General features: G+C 72.3%; 19 protein-coding genes. 3 read left to right on the top strand and 16 right to left on the bottom strand.

The features are described 5' to 3' along the window. Nucleotides 1–46: 46 nt before the first annotated feature. The 8 genes from ACH54P_RS42545 to ACH54P_RS42510 form a co-directional block, all read right to left on the bottom strand. Nucleotides 47–3,916, bottom strand: a complete 3,870-nt coding sequence (locus ACH54P_RS42545) for a carbohydrate-binding protein (protein WP_489908964.1) — start codon at nt 3,914–3,916, stop codon at nt 47–49. 200 nt (nt 3,917–4,116) lie between these two features. Then, complete coding sequence (locus ACH54P_RS42540) at nt 4,117–5,118, bottom strand: sugar phosphate isomerase/epimerase family protein (protein ID WP_489908963.1); 1,002 nt, start codon at nt 5,116–5,118, stop codon at nt 4,117–4,119. A gap of 3 nt (nt 5,119–5,121) precedes the next feature. Continuing rightward, on the bottom strand, nt 5,122–6,309 hold the full coding sequence (locus tag ACH54P_RS42535; RefSeq protein ID WP_489908962.1) for a Gfo/Idh/MocA family protein: 1,188 nt from the start codon (nt 6,307–6,309) through the stop codon (nt 5,122–5,124). Next, a complete protein-coding gene (locus tag ACH54P_RS42530) occupies nt 6,306–7,331 on the bottom strand; it encodes a substrate-binding domain-containing protein (protein WP_489908961.1) in 1,026 nt (341 codons plus the stop codon). Before ACH54P_RS42530 ends, ACH54P_RS42535 begins: the two co-directional genes overlap by 4 nt. Beyond that, nucleotides 7,328–8,326 (bottom strand): ABC transporter permease, encoded by a 999-nt coding sequence (locus ACH54P_RS42525; protein WP_489908960.1) that lies wholly within the window; start codon nt 8,324–8,326, stop codon nt 7,328–7,330. Before ACH54P_RS42525 ends, ACH54P_RS42530 begins: the two co-directional genes overlap by 4 nt. Further along, nucleotides 8,319–9,824, bottom strand: coding sequence for a sugar ABC transporter ATP-binding protein (locus tag ACH54P_RS42520; RefSeq protein ID WP_489908959.1), 1,506 nt, complete (start codon nt 9,822–9,824; stop codon nt 8,319–8,321). The genes ACH54P_RS42525 and ACH54P_RS42520 overlap by 8 nt, the downstream gene beginning before the upstream one ends. After that, nucleotides 9,821–11,092, bottom strand: a complete 1,272-nt coding sequence (locus ACH54P_RS42515) for an ROK family transcriptional regulator (RefSeq protein WP_489908958.1) — start codon at nt 11,090–11,092, stop codon at nt 9,821–9,823. Before ACH54P_RS42515 ends, ACH54P_RS42520 begins: the two co-directional genes overlap by 4 nt. 325 nt (nt 11,093–11,417) lie before the next feature. Then, nucleotides 11,418–11,870, bottom strand: coding sequence for a MarR family winged helix-turn-helix transcriptional regulator (locus ACH54P_RS42510; RefSeq protein WP_489908957.1), 453 nt, complete (start codon nt 11,868–11,870; stop codon nt 11,418–11,420). Nucleotides 11,871–12,005: 135 nt separating this feature from the next. Here ACH54P_RS42510 and ACH54P_RS42505 point away from each other — a divergent pair, with 135 nt between their 5' ends. After that, on the top strand, nt 12,006–13,190 hold the full coding sequence (locus ACH54P_RS42505) for an MFS transporter (protein WP_489908956.1): 1,185 nt from the start codon (nt 12,006–12,008) through the stop codon (nt 13,188–13,190). A 23-nt stretch (nt 13,191–13,213) separates the two neighbouring features. After that, a complete protein-coding gene (locus ACH54P_RS42500; protein WP_489908955.1) occupies nt 13,214–14,047 on the top strand; it encodes an aldo/keto reductase in 834 nt (277 codons plus the stop codon). Nucleotides 14,048–14,053: 6 nt separating this feature from the next. Here the strand turns inward: ACH54P_RS42500 and ACH54P_RS42495 are convergent, their stop codons facing one another. The 5 genes from ACH54P_RS42495 to ACH54P_RS42475 form a co-directional block, all read right to left on the bottom strand. Continuing rightward, nucleotides 14,054–14,893, bottom strand: a complete 840-nt coding sequence (locus ACH54P_RS42495; protein WP_489908954.1) for an SAM-dependent methyltransferase — start codon at nt 14,891–14,893, stop codon at nt 14,054–14,056. Between the two features lie 140 nt (nt 14,894–15,033). Beyond that, nucleotides 15,034–16,131, bottom strand: a complete 1,098-nt coding sequence (locus ACH54P_RS42490) for a sialidase family protein (RefSeq protein ID WP_489908953.1) — start codon at nt 16,129–16,131, stop codon at nt 15,034–15,036. A gap of 63 nt (nt 16,132–16,194) precedes the next feature. Next, nucleotides 16,195–16,557: a DUF4180 domain-containing protein gene (locus ACH54P_RS42485; protein ID WP_489908952.1), complete on the bottom strand. Its 363-nt coding sequence runs from the start codon at nt 16,555–16,557 to the stop codon at nt 16,195–16,197. After that, nucleotides 16,554–17,414, bottom strand: a complete 861-nt coding sequence (locus ACH54P_RS42480) for an alpha/beta fold hydrolase (RefSeq protein WP_489908951.1) — start codon at nt 17,412–17,414, stop codon at nt 16,554–16,556. Before ACH54P_RS42480 ends, ACH54P_RS42485 begins: the two co-directional genes overlap by 4 nt. Next, on the bottom strand, nt 17,411–17,830 hold the full coding sequence (locus tag ACH54P_RS42475) for a helix-turn-helix domain-containing protein (RefSeq protein WP_489908950.1): 420 nt from the start codon (nt 17,828–17,830) through the stop codon (nt 17,411–17,413). The genes ACH54P_RS42480 and ACH54P_RS42475 overlap by 4 nt, the downstream gene beginning before the upstream one ends. Before the next feature lie 154 nt (nt 17,831–17,984). Here ACH54P_RS42475 and ACH54P_RS42470 point away from each other — a divergent pair, with 154 nt between their 5' ends. Continuing rightward, nucleotides 17,985–18,395: a hypothetical protein gene (locus ACH54P_RS42470; protein ID WP_489908949.1), complete on the top strand. Its 411-nt coding sequence runs from the start codon at nt 17,985–17,987 to the stop codon at nt 18,393–18,395. A gap of 51 nt (nt 18,396–18,446) precedes the next feature. On the opposite strand, the gene ACH54P_RS42465 is transcribed toward ACH54P_RS42470, so the two are convergent. The 3 genes from ACH54P_RS42465 to ACH54P_RS42455 all read right to left on the bottom strand — a co-directional run bounded on the left by ACH54P_RS42465 (nt 18,447) and on the right by ACH54P_RS42455 (nt 21,020). Beyond that, nucleotides 18,447–18,611, bottom strand: coding sequence for a hypothetical protein (locus ACH54P_RS42465; RefSeq protein WP_489908948.1), 165 nt, complete (start codon nt 18,609–18,611; stop codon nt 18,447–18,449). Nucleotides 18,612–18,739: 128 nt separating this feature from the next. Next, entirely contained in the window at nt 18,740–19,282 is a 543-nt protein-coding gene (locus ACH54P_RS42460; RefSeq protein WP_489908947.1) for a type 1 glutamine amidotransferase domain-containing protein, read from the bottom strand. A 121-nt stretch (nt 19,283–19,403) separates the two neighbouring features. Next, a complete protein-coding gene (locus ACH54P_RS42455; protein ID WP_489908946.1) occupies nt 19,404–21,020 on the bottom strand; it encodes a PP2C family protein-serine/threonine phosphatase in 1,617 nt (538 codons plus the stop codon). Nucleotides 21,021–21,126: the final 106 nt, after the last annotated feature.

Raw genomic sequence — 21,126 nt, 5'->3', positions numbered from 1 at the left:
AGGGGGCCGCGGCGCCGGTCACGGCGCGGCGGCCCTCCTTTTCGCGCTACGACACCGTCAGCGTGTCGATGTCGAACAGCGAACCCGTGCCACCCCGGAAGACGAGGTGGAGCGGGCCGGTGCCGGGTGACACGGTCGCGGAGACCGTCCGGAACGTCTCCCAGCTCCCCGTGACGGGAACCGTGACCGAGCCCAGCAGGGTGCCGGTCGGGGAGCCGTCGCGGATCTCGATCGTGCCGCCCGCGCCCGCCGACGAGACGACGGCGCTGAACCGCGTGATGCCCGCCGTGCCCACCTGGGAGAACCCGGCCCAGTCGCCGTCCTCGACGTACCCGAGGGTCTGGCCGCCGCTCGCCGGGGCGTGCGACGCGATCTGCACGCCCGAGCCCGACGTGAACGCCTCACCCTCCACAGTGGACGCCGAAGCTCCGCAGTTCGCCGCGGCCACCCCGGCGGCGTACCGGATCCCGCCGAGCAGCTCGGCCCGGAAGGCGTCGTCCGCGTAGGACTCGATCGTGTGGCCGAGCCCGGTGTAGAACGCGCGGCCGTCGCCCTGCGGGTGACACCAGGTGATCGGGTGGTCGGCGCCCATCTCGCCGCCGGTGTAGCTGGACTCGTCCAGGGTCTGCAGGACGTGGACCCGGTCGCGGGGGTTGGTCCGGTAGTTGTACAGCTCGTCGGTCCGGTTCCACACCGCCGGCAGGTGCGCCGTCGCCGGGTGGGTGCCGTCCTCCGTCACGAAACGAGCCGCCTGGATCGCGGGGTGGCTCTTGAACCAGGCGCCGACGAGGGTGCCGTACCACGGCCAGTCGTACTCGGTGTCGGCCGCGGCGTGGACGCCGAAGTAGCCGCCACCACCCTCCACATAGGATTCGAACGCTGCCTGCTGCGTCGCGTCCAGGACGTCGCCGGTGGTCGAGAGGAACACCACCGCCCGGTACTTCGCCAGCTCCGACGGCGTGAACAGCGACGCGTCCTCGGTCGCCGTGACGCCGAAGCCGTTCGCGGCGCCCAGTTCCCGGATCGCCTGGATCCCCGCCGGGATCGAGTCGTGCCGGAAGCCGGCCGTCTTGGAGAACACCAGCACGTCGTACGCGGGATCGACCTGGGTCGGCATACCGTTCAGGCTAAAGGAATCGACGTCGAAGAGGTACCCGGAACCGCCGCGGAACACGAGGAACAGCGGCCCGGTACCGCTCGACACCGGCGCCGTGACGGTCTGGAAGGTCTCCCAGCCGCCGGTGTCCGGCACGCTCACCGAACCCAGCAGCGTGCCGGTGGCCGAGCCGGAGCGGACCTCGATCGTCCCGCCGGAACCGGCGGAGGACACCCGCGCGGTGAAGCTCCGCGCGCCCGCGGTGCTCACCGGCGCGTACCCGGCCCAGTCGCCGTTCTCGAGATAGCCGAGGGTCTGTCCGCCGCTCGCCGGAGCGTGCGGCGCGGCTTCGACGCCGGAGCCGGAGGTGAACGCCTCGGCCTCGATCGCCGGCGAGGTGGTGGCGAACGTGAAGGCGTCGAGGTCGAACAGGTTGCCCTGCCCGGTGACGCCCGTGAACACGAGGTACAGCGTCGTGCTCCCGGACGGCTGACCGGCCAGGTTCGCCGTGACGGTCCGGAACGTGTCCCAGTCGCCGGTGTTGGCAACCGCCGCCGAACCGAGCAGCGTGCCGGTCGGCGAACCCGCGCGGACCTCGAGGGTGCCGCCGGGGCCGCCCGAGGAGACCCGCGCGCTGATCGACGTCGCGGTGCCCAAGGCGTACGGCGTGAACGAGATCCAGTCGCCGTTGTCGGTGTAGCCGACGGTCCGGCCGCCCTCGGCCGCACCGTGGTCGGCGAGCTGGATGCCGGACTGCGCCGCGAAGTGCTCACCCTGGCGGTGCCGTGGCTGCAGCTTGTGCACGCTGTGCGAGGTCAGCCCGCCGTTGTCGGTGTACTGCGCGTCGAAGACCCCGAAGATGTTCGCCGCGGCGTCGTGCTCGCCGTCGACCGGGATCGCGATCGAGCCCGTGCACCCGGTCTGCTGGGTGATCTGGTGCTGGTGGCTGTCGTGGCCCAGCAGGTAGGTGACCTTCACCTTCGCGCAGTCGAGCGGGCCGTCCTCCGGGTCGCTCCCGGTCACCTGGAACGGGACGGTGTCGCCGAAGGAGAACAGCTGCCCGTCCGCCGGAGCGCTCAAGGAGATCGCCGGTGCCGTGTTGCCGACCGTGACGACCAGGCTCGCGCTGCCGGTCAGGCCGTCCGGGTCGGACACCGTGAGCGTCGGCGAGTAGGTGCCGTCGGTCGTGTAGGTGTGCGCCGGGTTCGCCGCGGCCGACGTCGCGCCGTCGCCGAAGTCCCAGCGGTAGGTCAGCGCCCCGCCTTCGGGGTCGTTGCTGCCCGCGGAGGAGAAGTTCACGGTCAGCGGGTTCGGCCCCGACGTCTTGTCGGCCGCGGCCTTCGCGACCGGGCTGCGGTTCGAGCCCGCGAGGTATTCGATCCGGTACAGCGCCTGGTTGTCGTCGCCGGTGCCGTAGTCGAGGACGTACAGGGCGCCGTCCGGGCCGAACGCCATGTCCATCACCTGCGTGCCGGACCAGGGGAAGTCCTCGATGGCGCCGCGGCTGCCGTCGGGGCCGACCGTGACGGCCTTGATCCACTTGCGCCCGTACTCCCCGGCGAAGTACTTGCCGTCGAGGGACTGCGGGAACTTGACCGGGGAGTCCAGGGCGGCGTCGAACCGGTAGACCGGGCCGCCCATCGGCGACTCCGAGCCGCTGCCGAACTCCGGCGGCGAGCCTTCGTCCCCGGCGTACTTGATCCACGCGGGTTGCGGCACCGGCAGCTGGGCGAGGCCGGTGTTGCGCGGCGAGGAGTTCACCGGGCCGCCGGCGCAGTCGTACTTGGCGCCGGACGGGCCGCTCGGGAACACGAAGTGGTTGTACGTCTCGGTTGTCGTGTTCGAGCCGGTGCAGTACGGCCAGCCGAAGTTGCCCGGCCCGGTGATCCGGTCGAACTCGACCTGGCCCTGCGGCCCGCGGGCCGGGTCGGTGACGCCGGCGTCCGGGCCGTAGTCGCCGAGGTAGACGACGCCGGTCGGTTTGTCGACACTCATCCGGAACGGGTTGCGGAAGCCCATCGCGTAGATCTCCGGCCGGGTGCTCGCGGTGCCCGGCGCGAAGAGGTTGCCGCTCGGGATCGTGTAGGTCCCGTCCGGCTCGGGGTGGATCCGCAGGAGCTTGCCGCGCAGGTCGTTCGTGTTGCCGGCCGAGCGTTGCGCGTCGAACTGCGGGTTGCGGGTGGTCCGTTCGTCGATCGGCGAGTAGCTGTCGGAGGAGAACGGGTTGGTGTCGTCGCCGGTGGTCAGGTAGAGCCGGCCGGCCGCGTCGAAGTCGATGTCACCCCCGACGTGGCAGCACTGGCCGCGGTCGTTCGGCACCTTGAGGACGACCTTCTCGCTGCCCAGGTCGAGGGTGTTGTCGGTGTTCAACACAAACCGTGACAGGTGCAGCTCGCCCTTGAACGGCGCGAAGTCGGCTTCGGCGCCGTCGACCGGCGCGTCACCGTCCGGTGTGGACAGCCGCGGCGAGTAGTACAGCCAGATGTACCGGTTGGTGGCGAAGCCGGGGTCGGCGGCGACGCCCTGGAGGCCTTCCTCGTCGTGGGTGTAGACGTTCAGCTTGGCCGCGACGGACGTCGCGCCGGTCGCGGTGGTGACGCGGACGGTGCCGTCGCGGGAGGTGTGCACGACCGAGCGGTCCGGGAGCACGGCGAGCGACATCGCCTCGCCGAGCTCGGCCGCGCCGGTGGCGAGGGCGACCTGCTGGTAGTCGGCGGGCGGGATGTCCGCCCGGGCTCCAGCGCCGCCGGTGAGCAGGAGGCCGGCGCCCAGCACCGCGGTGCCGAACACCCTCGCCCACTTCCGTGGAGACAAGGACATGTCGGATTCCTTCCTGATTTCGAGCGTGCTTCGCCCCGGAAGGGCGCGAAGCCGTTTCGTTCACCTTCCGACGGGGCTGGCGGCCACCCGTGCACAGAAGTCGCGGTGCGAAGAGCCGGCACGCGTGATCAGACGGGCGTCACGCGTGTCCGGGGGGCATCTCGCGTGAGCCGAGGGGCAGCACGCGAGATGCCGCGGGACTACTTCGAGGAGAAAGCGGCGTCGAAGGCCGCGGTGGGTGGGGTGAAGTTGAGCTTGCGGACGAACTCCAGTGCCTCGGGGGCGCCGGTGAGGCGGTCCATGCCCGCGTCTTCCCACTCGATCGAGATCGGGCCGGCGTAGCCGATGGCGTTGAGCATCCGGAAGACGTCCTCCCAGGGCACGTCGCCGTGGCCGGTGGAGACGAAGTCCCAGCCGCGGCGCGGGTCGGCCCACGGCAGGTGGGAGCCGAGGCGTCCGTTGCGGCCGTTGAGCTGTTTGCGGGCCTCCTTGCAGTCGACGTGGTAGATACGGTCCTTGAAGTCCCAGAGGAACCCCACCGGGTCGAGGTCCTGCCAGACGAAGTGCGACGGGTCGAAGTTCAGCCCGAACGCCTCGCGGTGCCCGATCGCCTCCAGCGTCGCGACGGTGCTCCAGTAGTCGTAGGCGATCTCGCTCGGGTGCACCTCGTGGGCGAAGCGGACCCCGACCTCGTCGAACACGTCCAGGATCGGGTTCCACCGCGAGGCGAAGTCGGCGTACCCGCGCTCGATCATCGACGGCGGCACCGGCGGGAACATCGCCACCGTGTGCCAGATCGACGAGCCGGTGAAACCGACCACAGTGGACACGCCGAGCTTCGCCGCGGCCCGGGCGGTGGCCTTCATCTCCTCCGCCGCCCGCTGCCGGACGCCCTCGGGCTCGCCGTCGCCCCAGATCCGAGCGGGCAGGATGGCCTCGTGCCGCTCGTCGATCGGGTGGTCGCAGACGGCCTGGCCGACGAGGTGGTTCGAGATGGTCCACACCTTGAGGTCGTACTTCGCCAGCGTCTCGAGCTTCGCCTGGACGTAACCGTCGTCGGCGAGCGCTTTGTCGACTTCGAAGTGGTCGCCCCAGCAGGCGATCTCGAGACCTTCGTAGCCCCAGCCGCTCGCCAGTTCGCACACTTCCTCGAACGGCAGATCGGCCCACTGCCCGGTGAACAACGTCAAGGGTCGTGCCATGTCCTACCTCCTGGTGGGTTCGGTCGCGACGGGGGTCCAGACGCTGTTCGCCGCGGCGCTCTCCTCGACCGCCGCGAGCACCCGCTGCACCTGCAGCCCGTCCGCGAAGGACGGTTCCGGGTCCTCGCCCGCGGCCAGCGCGGCGAGCAGGTCACGCACCTCGTGGGTGAACGTGTGCTCGTAGCCGAGCCCGTGGCCCGGCGGCCACCACGCGGCGACGTACGGGTGGCCGGGCTCGGTGACCTGGATGCGGCGGAAGCCGCCGAGCTCCGGGTCCTCGGTGTGGTCGTGGAAGGCGAGCTCGTTCATCGCCTCGAAGTCGAAGGCGAGGCTGCCCCCCGAGCCGTTGACCTCCAGGCGCAGCGCGTTCTTGCGGCCGCTCGCGAACCGCGTCGCCTCGAAGCTGCCGACGGCGCCGCCGGCGAACCGGGCGGTGAACAACGCGGTGTCGTCGACCGTGACGCGGCCGCGTTCCGCCGCCTTCTCCGCCGACAGCCCGGCCGAGGAGGTGACGAGGGGCCGTTCCGTCACGAAGGTTTCGGTCAGGCCGCTGACGCCGGTGATCGGCGAGCCGGTGACGAACTGGGCGAGGTCGATCGCGTGGGCGCCGATGTCGCCCAGTGCGCCGGACCCCGCCTTGTCCTTCTGCAGCCGCCAGACGAGCGGGAACTCCGGGTCGACGATCCAGTCCTGCAGGTACTGCGCGCGCACGTGCCGGAGCTCCCCCAGCCTGCCCTCGGCGACGAGCCGCCGCGCGAGGGCGACCGCTGGCACCCGCCGGTAGTTGAAGCCGACCATCGACCGCACCCCGCGGGTCGCCGCCTCGGCCGCCGCGGCGGCCATGGCCTCGGCTTCGGCGACCGTGTTGGCGAGCGGTTTCTCGCACAGCACGTGCTTGCCCGCGGCGAGCGCGGCCAGCGCGATCTCCGCGTGCGTGTCGCCGGGCGTGCAGATGTCGACCAGGTCGACGTCGGCCGACTCGATCAGGCGTTTCCACTCCGTCTCCACCGAGGCCCAGCCGAGCTTGGCCGCGGCGGCCTCCGCGGCCGCCCGGTCGCGGCCGCAGAGCACCGCCATCCGCGGCTCGACCGGGAGGTCGAAGGCCCGGTGCACGGTCCGCCACGCCTGCGAGTGGGCCGCGCCCATGAAGGCGTAGCCGACCATGCCGACGCCGATCTGCCGGCCGCTCATTCGAACGACACCGGCAGGTACTTGTCCACGTTCTCCTTGGTGACGACGGCCGAGAAGAGCGTCACCGTGGCCGGCACCTCCTGCTCGGCCAGGTCGCCGAGCCCCTTCGCCTGCCCCAGCAGCCGGGCCAGCTTGACCGCGGAGGCGGCCATCGTCGGCGGGTAGAGGACGGTCGCCTTCAGCACCGACGAGTCCGACTTGATCTGCTCCATCGCCGCCTTCGACCCGGCGCCGCCCACCATCAGGAAGTCCGACCGCCCGGCCTGCTTCACCGCCTGCAGCGCGCCGACGCCCTGGTCGTCGTCGTGGTTCCAGATCGCGTCGAACTTCGGGTGCGCCTGCAGCAGCTCGGCCATCCGGGCCTGCCCGGTCGGCACGGTGAACTCCGCGGCCGCGCGGCCGACCTTGCGGATGCCCGGGAAGTTCGCGAGCGCGTCGTCGAAGCCCTGGGTGCGCTGGCGCGTCAGCTCGAGCGTGTCGATCCCGGCCAGCTCGAGCACCGTGCCCTTGCCGCCCAGTTTCTGGCCGATGTAGTTGCCCGCGTTGACCCCCATCCGGTAGTTGTCGCCGCCGATCCACGTCCGGTAGCTCTGCGGCGAGTCGAAGATGCGGTCGAGGTTGATCACCGGGATGCCGGCGTCCATCGCCTTGCGCCCGGCCGGGGTGAGCTGCTTGCCGTCGGCGGGCAGCACGACCAGGACGTCGACCTTGCGGTTGATCAGCGAGTCCACCTGCGCCGACTGGGTGGCCGCGTCGTTCGACCCCTCGGCGACGACGAGCTCGACGTCCGGGTGGCGCCCGGCCTCCGCCCTGGCGTTGACGGTGATGGCGTTGAGCCAGCCGTGGTCGGCCTGCGGCCCGGCGAACCCGACGGTCACCTTCTTGCCGGGGGTGTCGGCCGCGCCCTGGGTGACGGTCGCGGCGGCCGGTTCGTCGGAGTTGCTCGTGCACGCGGCGAGCGCGCCGACGCCGAGGGCCGACGCGCCGGTCAGGAACGCGCGTCTGCGGAGGGAGTGGTTCATCGGGAATTCCTCTCGGTCGAATACCGGCGCTGGACGAGGACGGCGAGCACGATGAGCACGCCCTTGGCGAGCTGCTGCACCGCGGTGGGGAGGTTGTTCAGGGTGAACAGCACGCTGATGGTGGTGAAGACGAGGACACCGAGGACGGACCCGACGAGCGTGCCGCGCCCGCCCGAGAGCAGGGTGCCGCCGATGATCACCGCGGCGATGGCGTCGAGCTCGTAGAGGTTGCCGTTGCCGCTGGTGCCGGAGCTGGTCAGGATGATCAGCATCACGCTGGCGATGCCGCAGCACAGTCCGGAAAGGACGTACAGCAGGCAGGTGTGCAGCCGGACGTTGAGGCCGGCCAGGCGCGCGGCTTCGAGGTTGCCGCCGATCGCGTACGTGCGGCGGCCGAACGTGGTGCGGTTGAGCACGATCCACCCGGCGACGGCGACCGCGGCGAAGATCAGCACCAGCGGCGGGACACCGAGCACGTAGCTGTCCTGGTAGCCGAGGTCGACCAGCGCCTGGTTCTTCGGCGCCACGGTCTGCGTGCGGCCCTGCGAGATCTGGATGGCGAGACCGCGCGCGGAGGCGAGCATGGCGAGGGTGCCGATGAAGGCGACGAGCCTGCCGTAGGCGATGAGCAGCCCGGTCACCAGGCCGCAGCCGACGCCGACGGCGAGCGCGCAGAACACGATCCCGCCGATGCCGAAGGACTGCGTCGCCTTCGTCGTCGCCCAGACCGTCGCGAGCGCGACCACCGCGCCCACCGACAGGTCGATGCCGCCGCCGATGATCACGAACGTCATCCCGACCGTGATCACGCCGATCACCGACGCCTGCGTCAGCAGCAGCACCAGGGTGCCGGTGGACAGGAACTGACCGGGCTCGGTGAGCGCCCCGATCACCACCAGGATCACCAGGACCCCGACCAGGCCGAGGTTGCGGACCTCGGCGAGTCTTCTGCGCCCGGGCGCGGCGGGCACCTGCTCGGCCAGCTGGTCAGTCATGGACGTGCTCCTCCAGGATGAGATCCAGCACGCGGCGCTCGTCGAGCTCACGCGCGTCGGCTTCGGTGACGACGTGGCCTTCGCGCAGCACCAGCACCCGGTCGGCCAGCCCGAGCACCTCCGGCAGTTCGCTGGACACCAGCAGGATCGCGACGCCGGAGTCGGCGAGCTCGCGGATCACGCGGTACAGCTCGGCGCGCGCGCCGACGTCGACGCCGCGGGTCGGCTCGTCGAGCAGCAGCACCCGGCAGCCCTTGAGCAGCCAGCGCGCGACGACCGCCTTCTGCTGGTTGCCGCCGGAGAGCTTGCCGGCCACCCGGCGGACGTCGGCCGGGCGCAGGTCGAGGGCTTCGGTGTGCGTGCGCACGGCGTCGACCTCGGCCTTCGCGCTGAACCAGCCGAACCGCGCGTACCGCCGCAGCGACGGCAGGGAAACGTTGCGCGCCACGGAGTCGTGCAGCAGCAGCGCCTGGCTCTTGCGTTCCTCCGGCGCCAGGCCGAGCCCGCCGCGGACGGCGGCGCCGACGCCGTTCCCCAGCGGTTTGCCCGCCAGCCGGATCTCCCCCGCCGTCGCCTTGCGGGCGCCGTAGACCGTCTCGAGGACCTCCGACCGGCCCGAGCCGACGAGCCCGGCGAGGCCGAGGATTTCCCCTTCCCGGAGCGAGAACGTGACGTCTTCGAACGCGCCCGTCAGGCTCAGGCCGGTGACGCCGAGGATCTCCGGCCTGCCGTCGTGGGCGCCTTTTTCCGGCCGCGGCGGGAACGGGAACTCGACCCGGCGGCCGGTCATCCGGGCCACCAGGTCGCCGGTCGGCGTGGTGCGGGCGGGCAGGCCGGCGGCGACGGTCCGGCCGTCCTTGAGCACGCTCACCCGGTCGCCGATCTCGCGGATCTCGGCCAGCCGGTGGGAGATGTAGAGCACCGCGACCCCGCGCGCGGTGAGCCCGCGGATGACCCGGAACAGGTTCGCGACTTCGTCGGCGGCGAGCACCGCCGACGGCTCGTCGAGCACGATCAGCCGCGCGTCGAGCGAGAGCGCGCGGGCGAGGCTGACGATCTGCTTGCCGGCCGCGGACAACGTGCCGACCTCGCGCTCGGGCCGGATTTCCCGGTGGCCCAGCCGGTCCAGCAGTTTCCGCGCCTCGGCGCGCATGGTGGCGCGGCGGACGAACCCGCCGCGGGCCTGCTCGTGGCCGAGGAAGACGTTCTCCGCCACCGAAAGGCCGTCGACCAGGTCGAGTTCCTGGTACAGCGTGGCGATGCCGTGGCGGATCGCCGCGGTGGGGTTCGGCAGCCGCACCGGCGAGCCGTCGATCCGGATCTCGCCGGTGTCCGGCCGGTGCGCGCCGGCGAGGACCTTGATCAGCGTGGACTTGCCGGCGCCGTTCTGCCCGAGCAGGCAATGCACCTCGCCGGCCTCCACGCTCAGCTCGACGTCGTCGAGCGCGCGCACGCCGGGGAACTGCTTGCCGATCCCCGTCATCTCCACGAGCGTCATCCGCTGTCCCTCTCCGCCCGCACCGGCACCAGCGCCGGATCGTCGAACACCGCCTGCAGCGCCACGTGCGCGCCACCTCGCGAAGCCGCGGAAAACCCGAGCCAGGACAGCTCGACGCGGCAGCCCCCGATGTCCGGGGCGATCACCCTGGCCTCGAGCTCGGTCATCATCGGGCCGAGCAGGTACGGGCCCAGCTGGGCGAAGTAGCCGCCCAGCAGCACCACCCGCGGGTTGAAGACGTTGATCAGCACGGCCGCGCCGACGCCGAGACCGGTGCCGACCTGCGCGAGCGCGTCGAGGGTCCGCTTGTCCTTCAGCTGGGCGCGGCGGCGGATCAGGTCGAGCCGCTGTTCGAGGTCGAGCGACGGGTCGTGCACCGGGTCGCTCGGCGACGCGGCGAGCCGCAGCATCCCGGCCAGCCCGACGAGCGTTTCCCAGCAGCCGCGGCGGCCGCAGCCGCAGACCCGGCCCGCCGGGTCGAGCTGGATGTGCCCGATCTCGCCGGAAAACCCTTCCGCACCGCCGAGCAGCCTGCCCCCGGAGATCACGCCGCCGCCGACGCCGATCTCGCCGGTCAGGTAGACCAGGTCGGCCGTTCCGGCGACGCTGCCCATCGCGTACTCGCCGAGCGCGCCGAGGTTCGCGTCGTTGGCCGTGCGGATCGGGAACGACGGCGGCCCGAGCCGCCGCGTCAGCCGGTCGGTGATGCCGCGGACCACCGGGACGTCGGTCCAGTGCAGGTTCGGCGCGAAGGCGACGGTGCCGCTCGTGACGTCGACCAGCGCCGGGATGCCGACGGTGACGCCGGCGGGCGCGACACCGAGCCGGCGGCACTCCCGCAGCGCCCGCGCGGTCAGCTCCGCGCCGGCGTCGAGCACCTTCTCGACGGGAAGCGCTTGCACGTCGAGCGCGACGCGTTGTTCGAAAAGGACGGTGCCGGTGAGGTCGAGGGCGAGCGCGGTCAGGTAGTCGACGTTGATCTCCACGCCGATCCCGCCGACCCCCCGGCCGTCCAGCTCGACGATCGTCCCCGGCCGCCCCACCGCGCCGGCGCGTTCCCGCTCGCCTTCGCGGGCCAGCCCGCGTTCGACGAGTTCGGAGACCAGGCTGGACACCGTCCCCTTGTTCAGCCCGGTGTCGGCGGCGATCGCCGCCCGCGACCGGGGCCCCGCGTCCCGCAGGTGCCGCAGCACCAGCGCGAGGTTGCTCCGCCGGACGGCGGTCTGATCGGCCGGGCGCACCGGTTTGAGCGGGAAGGAGGAGTCCACGCCGACACCACCCCAGTTCGTCTGGTGGGACAACAAATTAGGTCCGGCGGAACGGGCGGGTCAACGAGGTTTGTCCGGTGACGGCGCGGGACGAAAGCCGCAAAAGCGAGCTGACCAGCGAAACTATCGAACGGGTCAGCGGGGGTCGTCCCACGGATGGAGCACGGGTTAGGGAGTGCGGGCGCCGTAATCCCCCCGCCGAACGGGACGGTACCGGTGGCCGGGACGGGCAGCCGAAAGCCGTGCGCGGCAGTGACTTTCGGCAAGGGACCGCTGAAAGTTTCAGGAGGAGGCAGAAACTTTCAGCGGCGCAAGGTCGGACGGCTCAGGCGACGGGGAACGTCAGGGTGCCCAGCGCCGCCACCAAGGGCGCGAGTTCCGGCAACGCCTCCGCTTCGGCGAGCGCCTCGGCCAACGCCGTGTCGTGGGTCGGCCGCGCCGCCGTCAGCAGGGCCTGGCCCGCCGGCGTCACCTCCGTGTAGATGCCCCGGCGGTCGTCCGCGCAGAGGTAGCGGGCCAGCAGCCCGCGGCCCTCGAGCCGCGTCACCAGCCGGGTTGTCGCCGACTGGCTGAGCACCACCGCGTTGGCGAGCTGGTTCATGCGCAGGTGGAAGCCGTCCTGGCGGGCGAGCGCGTCGAGGACGCTGTACTCGCTCACCGACAGCTGGTGGTCGCGCTCGAGCGCGCGCTGCAGCTTGTCCTCGATCCGCGCGTGGAGCGCGGCCAGCGTGCGCCAGCCCTGCGCGCGGGCTTCGACGGCGTCGTCGTCCAGTGACACGGTTCACCTCTCCCCGGCTTGCACGCGCTCCTTGCACGCTGCACCATCAAGCTTGTGCAATATACGGCGCCTGCAACTATCTCGGACGCTCGTAGTTGCTCACGCTCACAAGTCTACTCCGGAAGAAGGAAGTCCATGCCCGCCGCTCTGCTCGCACTGGCGATCAGCGCTTTCGGGATCGGCACCACCGAGTTCGTGATCATGGGCCTGCTGCCCGAGGTCGCGGGCGACCTGGGCGTCTCGATCCCGTCCGCAGGCCTGCTCATCTCGGGCTACGCGCTCGGCGTCGTCGTCGGTGCCCCCGTGCTCACCGCGCTCGCCTCGCGGGTCCCGCGCAAGACCGTGCTGGTCGCCCTGATGGGCCTGTTCATCGCGGGGAACGTGCTCTCGGCGCTCGCCCCGGGCTACGGCCTGCTGATGACCGGCCGGGTTGTCGCGGCGCTGAGCCACGGCGCGTTCTTCGGCGTCGGCTCGGTTGTCGCCGCATCGCTGGTCGCCCCCGCGAGGAAGGCCAGCGCGATCGCGCTGATGTTCACCGGGCTGACCGTGGCGAACGTGCTCGGCGTGCCCGCCGGCACCGCGCTCGGCCAGGCCTTCGGCTGGCGCTCGACGTTCTGGGTGGTCAGCGCGCTCGGCGTCGCCGGGGCGCTCGGCATCCTCGCGCTCGTGCCGCACCAGGCCCCCGACCCCCACGGCGGCCTGCGCGGCGAGCTCGCCGTGTTCCGCCGCCCGCAGGTGTGGCTCGCCCTGGTCATGACGGCGCTCGGCTTCGCCGGGGTGTTCGCCTCGTTCACCTACATCGCGCCGATGATGACCGAGGTCGCCGGCTTCTCGAGCGGTGCCGTCACCTGGCTGCTCGTGCTCTTCGGCGGTGGCCTCTTCGCCGGCAACCTGCTCGGCGGCCGGGCCGCGGACCGCAAGCTCATGCCCAGCCTGTACGTCATCCTCGCCGCGCTGGCGCTCGTGCTGGTGGCCTTCGTGTTCACCGCGCACGCCCAGGTGCCCGCCGCGATCACCATCGCGCTGTTCGGCGCGGCGGGCTTCGCCACCGTGCCGCCGCTGCAGGCCCGCGTGATGGCCAAGGCCGACGGCGCCCCGGCGCTGGCGTCGGCGGCGAACATCGCCGCGTTCAACCTCGGCAACGCCGGCGGCGCGTGGCTCGGCGGTCAGGCGATCGACGCCGGCCTCGGCTACACCGCCCCCAACTGGATCGGCGCCGCGCTCGCCGCGGCGGGTCTCGCCGTGGCGCTCGTCTCCGGTCTGCTCGACCGCCGGGCCCCGGCCCGTTTCGACGCCGGGGAACGGGTACCCGTCCGATGAACCACCCACCGAAAGGAACCCTTGTGACCAGCGTGCCCGTGATCGAACTCAACAACGGCGTGCAGATGCCGCAGCTCGGCTACGGCGTGTTCCAGGTCCCGGACGACGAGACCGCCACCGCCGTGAAAACCGCCCTCGAAGCGGGCTACCGCAGCATCGACACCGCCGCCGTCTACGGCAACGAAGCCGGCGTCGGCCAGGCGATCCACGAGTCCGGCATCGCCCGCGACGAGCTCTTCGTCACGACCAAGCTGTGGAACTCCGCCCAGGGTTACGACTCGACGCTCAAGGCGTTCGACGAGAGCCTGGCCAAGCTGGGCCTGGAGCAGCTCGACCTGTACCTGATCCACTGGCCGACGCCGCGGCGCGACCGCTACCTCGACACCTGGCGGGCGTTCGAGAAGCTCTACAAGGACGGCCGGGTCCGCGCGATCGGCGTGTCCAACTTCCAGCCCGCGCACCTGGAGCGCCTGCTCGACGCGGCCGAGATCGCCCCGGCGGTCAACCAGGTCGAGCTGCACCCCTACCTGCAGCAGCCGGAGCTGCGCGAGTTCGACGCGAAGAACGGCATCGCGACCGAGGCGTGGAGCCCGCTGGCCAAGGGCGGCAGCCTGCTCGGCGACCCGGTGGTCGCGGACCTCGCGGTGAAGCACAGCCGCACGCCCGCGCAGATCGTGCTGCGCTGGCACCTGCAGCTGGGCAACGTCGTGATCCCGAAGTCGGTGACGCCGTCGCGGATCGAGGAGAACTTCGACCTGTTCGGGTTCACCCTCTCGGAGGAGGAGCTCGAATCGCTGCGGCCGCTGGACCGCGGCGAGCGCACCGGCCCGGACCCGGACACCTTCAACGCCGGCTGACCGGCCTCACGGCTTGCGGGCCACCCCGCCCAGGGTGAGGAAGTTCAGCTCGCTCAGCGGGTGCAGCCGGGGGCCGTCCGGCCACCATTCGTGCAGGTAGACCAGCCCCGGCCGCAACAGCTCGGTGCCCGCGAAGAACGCCGTGATCTGCTCGCGGGTGCGGTGGACGCTGCCCAGCCCGGTGCCCTGGAAACTGGTCTCCAGCAGCCGCGCCAGCTCCTGGCGGGGCGAGTCCTCTTCCGGGTCGAAGTGGTGCGTGAGCAGCAGGTACGACCCGGGCGCGAGCGCGTCGACGTACGCCGCCACGATCGACTTCGCACGCTCGAAGTCGTCGATGTGGTGGACGATCGACGTCAGGATCAGCGCCACCGGACGGGTGAAGTCGAGGTACTCCTGGACGACCTCGTCGGCCAGCGTCTCGGCGGGCTTCGTCAGGTCGGCGCCGGTGACGTGGGTCAGGTAGTTCTCCTCGAGCAGCGCCCGGCCGTGCACCTGCACGACCGGGTCGTTGTCGACGTACACCACCTGCGCGTCCGGGTTGTACCGCTGCGCGACCTCGTGGGTGTTCTCGGCGGTCGGCATGCCGGAGCCCAGGTCGAGGAACTGGTCGATGCCGCGTTTGCCGGCGAGGAACCGGACCGCGCGGACCAGCCAGTCTCGGTGCTCCTTCGCCATGGTGCACGCACCGGGCGCGATCGCCAGGAGCCGCCGCATCGCTTCGCGGTCGACCTCGTAGTGGTCGTGGCCGCCGAGCAGCGCGTCGGACAACCGGGCCAGGCTCGCCTTGCTGAAATCGAGGGCGGCCGAGCCACCCTCGGTTCCGGACCGCAGGTCGCCAGGCGTCATCGGCTGTTCTCCCACTCTTCGCGTGGCGGACGGACCCCTGCCCGGGCTCGCTCACCGTGTCCGGCAACGGACAGTGCTCAGACTACGACATGCGGTGCACCAAGTGAACCGGGCACAAGGGCCTTGCCTGCCAGGGACAACTACCCGAACCGGACCTCACGCCAGCTGCGTCCGCCGTCCGTGGTCCGGTACACGGCGGAGCCGCCGTCGGCGTCCGGCTGACCGTCGACGACGACGCCGGTGTCGCGGCCGGGGAAGTCGAGATCGGCAAGGGCGAGCCCCCGGTCGGGCAGCACGGTTGTCGTCCAGGTGCGGCCGCCGTCGGCCGTGCTGTGCAGGAAGCCGGTGCCGCCGCCTTCCGCCGCGACCGTCGCGGACGTCGGCGAAGCCGCGCCGAAGGCCTGCGTGATCCCGGTGAAGGGCACCGCGTCGTCCCCGCTGAACGTCCCGCCGAGCTGCGGCGCGTGCCGCAGCCGCCGCTCGGTCGAGCCGGGCTGCGGTGAGCCGGGGCTGCTGCTGCACAGGGCCACGACCTGCCGGTCCCGGACCCCGGCGAGGGAGGCGACGGTCCCCGGCGGGCACGGCGGGTCGGCCGGGGTGAAGCGGACGCCGTCGCGCGAGGTCCAGTACCCCTCGGTGCCGTAGTCCGCGCCGAGCGCGACCTGCAGGCCGCCGCCGACGGCCAGGTCGCCGTAGGTGAGGGCGCCGGTGACCGCGAACCCGGGCACCGGGGCCAGCACCGGCGAGCCGGCTGCCGCCGAGTACAGCCGCGTCGAGCCGCGGCCCTCGCCGTAGGTGGTGAGCACGGCGAAGACGCGGCCCCCGGTCTCGGTGATCTTCGAGAGGTAGAACGGTTCCCGCGCGCCGATCAGGCCGACCGGGTGCCAGCTCGCGCCGCCGTCCCTGGTCGCGCGCACGTGGACGCCGTCGCTGACGTAGGCGACGCGGTCGGTGACGAACTTCAGCGCGACGTGGTTGTGGTTGTCCGGCAGCGGCATCGGCGGCGCGCCCAACCGCCGCCAGTGCCCGCCGCCGTCGGTGGTGCCCAGCAGCGCGGGACACCACGCCCGCGCGCACGGCGAGTACCCCAGGACGTACCCGGTGCCCGGCCCGGTCCAGCTCGTCGACGCCGGCCGGAACCCCTTCGGCACCACGGTTTCCGCCGTCGCGGGCGAGGCGAACACGGCCAGGAGGGCGAGGACGGACACCAGCAGCGCCGAGCGCCGGGGAGTTCTCATGATCACCTGGACGTCCCGCGCGGGACGGGGTTGCGCACCCCGCACGAGGTTCCGCCGCGCGGCTCAGCGGGACGCGGCCAGCCGGGCGTCGAGCTCCGCGAGGTCGGCGACGAACCAGACGTCCCGGCCGCGGTTCGACTCCCGCACGACGTCGCGGAACACCGTGCTCGCCTCGACGTGGTGGCGGACGTCGCCGACGAGCACCAGCCGGTAGCCGTACTGGACGATCTTCGAGAAGAAGTGCCCGATCAGCTTCGTGCGCATGTCGAAGAACCTCGCGGGGAACCGCTCCACCGGCACGACGAGGACGTCGGCGCCGAGGCCGTAGGTGGCGCCGACCAGGTCGACCGCGTCCTGCTCGGTGGCCAGCTCCGGCCCTTCGGCCGGGGCGTGCCACACGCTGGTGCCCTGCCGCACTTCGATCACGATCGGCCTCCGTTCAGGAACGCCGCGACGGCGGCGGCCCAGCCGGGCAGGAAGTGCCCGGCGTCGTCGACCAGCCGGACGTCGGCGTCCGGGCGGGCTTGCCGCAGCTTCGCCGCCGCCTCGCGCTGGTCGAGGAGGACGTCGTGGGCGCCGAAGTGGGCCTGGACCGGCATGCGCAGGTCGCGCAGCCGCTCGACCGGCACCGTCGGGATCGCCTCCAGGCGGGGCTTGAAGTGCTCGAACGTCAGCAGCGTGAACTCGCCGACCGCGCGCTGCGCGGCGTCCACCGGGCCGTGCGTGCCCTTCGCGACCATGGCCAGTGACCGTCGGCGTCCCCAGCCGCCGACCAGGCTGTACGCGGCGAACTTGAGGATCGGCGCGATCCGGCGGCGGCCGATCCCGGCCGGGTTGACCAGGGCCAGCGCCGTGACCCGGTCCGGGCGGCGCAGCGCATGGTCCAGTGCCCACCAGCCGCCCAGCGAGCCGCCGAGGAAGGCCGCGCGGGGCAGTTCGAGCGCGTCGAGGACGTCGTCGAGCCACTCGGCGCAGGCGGGCGACCCGAGCGGCGGCCGCGCCTCGACGGTCCGGCCCGGCTCGCCGGGCGCGTCGACGGCGTAAACGCGCAGGGAGCCGGCGAGGGTCGCGATGTCGGGCAGCCAGTGCGCGGCGGTGCCGCCGGAGCCCTGCAGCGCCACCACGGGCGGCGCGTCCGGCGGGCCGGAGACCACGGCGAAGGTGCCGCCGAGGCGGGTTTCGACCGTGCGCGGCTCGGCCGGGACGGGCCAGCGGGCGAGGAGGGCGTCGTACCGGCGGCGGACCGCCCGGGCGCCTTCGGCCGAGCGGTAGATCGTGCTCACGCCAGGCCCTCGGTGAAGCTCGCGACGAGCCGCAGCAGGTCGGCGCCGGCGGCGAGGTCGCCGAGCACGATGATCTTCACGGTGGACCGGTCCCCGTCGTAGACGGTCTCGACGCGCAAGGGCCGCTCGCCGCCGTCCCGCGGCCCGTTCACCGAGGCCACGACCAGGGTGGCGATCCGGTCGGCCGTCGCCCGGTCGACGCCGCCGACCTCGACGACGCCGGACAGCTCGGCGGGCCGTTCCGGGCGTGGGTCGGCCACCGGGAGCCCGGTGAAGGCCTCGAGGTCGTCCGCGGCGATCCGGTACTGCTTGCCGATGCGGACCGCCTTCAGCCGCCCGTCCCGCACGTAGTTCCGGACCGTCCGGACGTGCAGGCCGAGCTTCGCGGCGACCTGTTCGACGGAGAAGACCTCCATGACCCTCCTTGTGTTCCCCAAACTACCCTATCACCGCCGCCGTCGGGGAAGTTTTCGGTAGGAGCGGTTCGCCGACCTGGGCACCGGGTACCCCGTGGTGCCACCGTACGACCAGCTGCGTCCACATCGGACAGTCGAAAGGACGGCGAGGACGATGCCGTATCCCCCGCCCGCCGAGCCGTACGAACCACGGTACGAGCCCGCGGAAACCGAAGAAGTCGTGGAGCGCACCCACCCGCGCATCCGGCTGGTGCGCACGCTCAACGCCCTCATCCACCTCGTGTGCGTGCTGTTCGCGTTCGTCCTCGCCGTGCACATCGTGCTGGTGCTCGGCGAAGCGAACTCGGCGAACGGCTTCGCGCACCTGATCAGCGAATGGTCCTCGGGCGTCTCGCTCGGCCTGCGCAACCTCTTCACGCCGGATTCCGAGAAGCTGGCGACCTTCCTCAACGACGGCCTCGCGGCGGTCATCTGGCTGGTCATCGGCGGGATCCTGACCGACGTCGTGACGCGCATCGGTGTACCTGGACCCAAGCGGGTCTGGTACCGCCGCAGCTACCGCTGAACCGCGAAGAAGGCCTCCCCCGGCGCGGGGGAGGCCTTCTTCGTGCGCTGGTCAGCCCTGCGGCTGTTCGACACCCGGTTGGACGGGCTCCGGTTCGGGTTCCGGCCGGGCCTCGCGGGCGGGCTCGCCGCCGCGGGGTGCGGGAACGCCCTCGCCGGCGATCGCGTCGAAGTGTTCACGGCACCAGCGGCCGTAGCGCCTGGCCTGCACAGTCATCGCGTCCACCTCCTCTCGCGGGCGATCCGGGTCACACCCTCAGCGTCCTCCGCCGGAGTGCCAAAAGCCAACAGATTTAAGCGGGACTTAACACACGAACGAGTGATCGTCCACAGAGGACAAAAGGGTCAGCCCGCGAACTCGCGCACGACCGTCCGGCAGAAGGCCGGCAGGTCGTCCGGGTTGCGGCTGGAGACCAGGCCGTTGTCCACTACAACCTCTTCGTCGACGACCGTGCCGCCGGCGTTACGGATGTCCGTCCGGATGCTCGGGTACGACGTCAGCGTGCGGCCACGGACGACATCCGCTTCGACGAGCGTCCACGGACCGTGGCAGATCACCCCGACCGGCTTGCCGGCGCGCACGAAGTCGGCCACGAACCGGACCGCGTCCGGGTCGCTGCGCAGGTTGTCCGGGTTCATCGTGCCGCCCGGCAGCAGCAGCGCGTCGAAGTCGCCGACCTCGACGTCGGCCACCTTCCGGTCGACCGGGAACCGGTCACCCTTGTCGATGTCGCCGTTCATGGCCTGGATCTCGCCGGTGTCGAGCGACACCAGCTCCACCGTCGCGCCCTCGTCGAGGACCGCCTGACGCGGCTTCTCCAGTTCGACCTGTTCGACGCCGTCCGCGGCCAGGATCGCGACCCGGCGTCCCTGCAGTGCGTTCGCCATGGGACTCCTGTCGTCGGGAACAAGTGCACCGGGGAATTACCCCCTCGCACCGCCGTCAAACCCGGTCCACATAGGACTGGAACAGCCGGGGCGCCGCCACCCGGACCCCGCCGACGATCGATCAGTCGGCGCACTCCACGGCCAGCACGGCGATGTCGTCGTGGGCCGAGCTGCCGAGCCAGTCGCGCACGGCCTGGCGCAGCCGCCGCACCACCTCGCGGGCCGGCTCGCCCGCCGCGGCCGTCAGCACCGCGCGCAGCCGGTTGTCGCCGAACAGGTCCGTCTGGTCGTGCCGGTTGCGGGCCTCGGTGATGCCGTCGGTGTAGAGCAGGCAGATGTCGCCGCGCTCCAGCCGCACCCGCGCCTCGGCGAACCGGGCCTGCGGCGAGATGCCGACCAGCGTGCCCGGGACGGTGACCTCTTCGACGACGCCCGCCCGGCGGACGATCAGCGGCGCCGGGTGCCCGCCGGAGGCCAGCGTCAGGTCGACGCCCCCGTCGGACGGCTGCGCCGTGCCGAGCACGAGCGTGGCGAACCGGCTGCTGCCGCCGGCGATGAGCAGTTCGTTCAGCAGCCGCAGCAGCGTCCGGCCGTCGCGTTCGACCATGGCGAGCGCGGTCAGGGCGTGCCGGACCCGGCCGGTCAGCGCCGCGGCCTCGGGGCCCTTGCCGCAGATGTCGCCGAGCACGAGGAACGCGCTGCCGTCGTCGTGCGGGAGGACGTCGAAGAAGTCCCCGCCGACCGCGAGGACGCCGCCCGCGGGCTCGTACCAGGTCTCGAACCGGGCGCCGTCGAGCTCGGGCGGGTCGACCGGGCGCAGCGTGGTCTCCAGGCCGCGGGTCGCCTCCTCCTGGCGGGCGTAGCGCTGGGCGTTGGCCAGCGCCGTCCCGGCCGCCTTGGCGAACTCCACCACCGCGCGGGCCTGCTCGGCGCCGAAGTCCGGGTCGGCACGGCGGCCGAGCAGCAGCGCGCCGGTGACCTCGGCGCTCGCGCTCGGCCCGAGCGAGACGACCGAGACGTCGGCGTGCCCGGCGAACCGGTCGGCGACGACCGACGGCAGCGTCGCGACCTCGGGGGCGGGCACCGGCGCCAGCTGCGGGCGCCCGGTGGCGCCGAACGTCGCCGCCAGCACCGGCGCGATCTGCGCCGGGACCCGCCGGATCCGGCCGTGGCCCTGCGCGGCCGGGCGCTCGCAGCTCCACCACTCCCACCGGCCACGGGTGGTCGGCAGCAGCACGAAGACGGTGTCGGCCAGCGCGGACGCGGCCAGCTCGGCGATCACCCTGGCGGTGCCGTGGCGCCCGCGCGCGGCGGCCAGCCGCGGACCGGCCTCGGCGAGGAAGTCGCCGACGTGCCGCTGCGGGACGTCGTCCGCGGTCACCGTCCAGGCGTGCCAGCCGCCGGGCAGCGCGCGGATCCGGGCGGGGCGGCGGTGACCGTCCACTTCGACGTGTCCCACCGACGGCTCTGCGGGGGTCCGGGTGGCGGAGCCCCCGGCCCGGGGCAAAGCCCCGGATGTCACAGTTCCGGCGATCGGGTGCAGCTTCGGCTCGGTGTCCCCGGTCAGCGCCCGCGCGGCCGGGTTCGCCCAGCGCAGCGCGCCTTCGGCGTCCTGGAGGAACACCGCGTCGCGCACGTCTTCGAGGACGGCCCGCCCGAAGGCGTCGAAGCCCGGCGGCCCGTCCTCACCGGTGATCGGCGGCAGGGCCGCCGAGGCCGGCGCCGGACGTGACACCATGCACGGACCTCCTGCCTCCGGACTGCTATCGCACGGCTACCGCGTGAGCGGGCGGACTGGCTCGAAGTGTAGGGCGAATCATGGCACGCTGGTTCGACAGCCATGG

The sequence above is a fragment of the Amycolatopsis sp. N2S4-7 genome, assembly GCF_058119595.1.
This window is presented reverse-complemented; position numbering and strand designations above follow the sequence as displayed.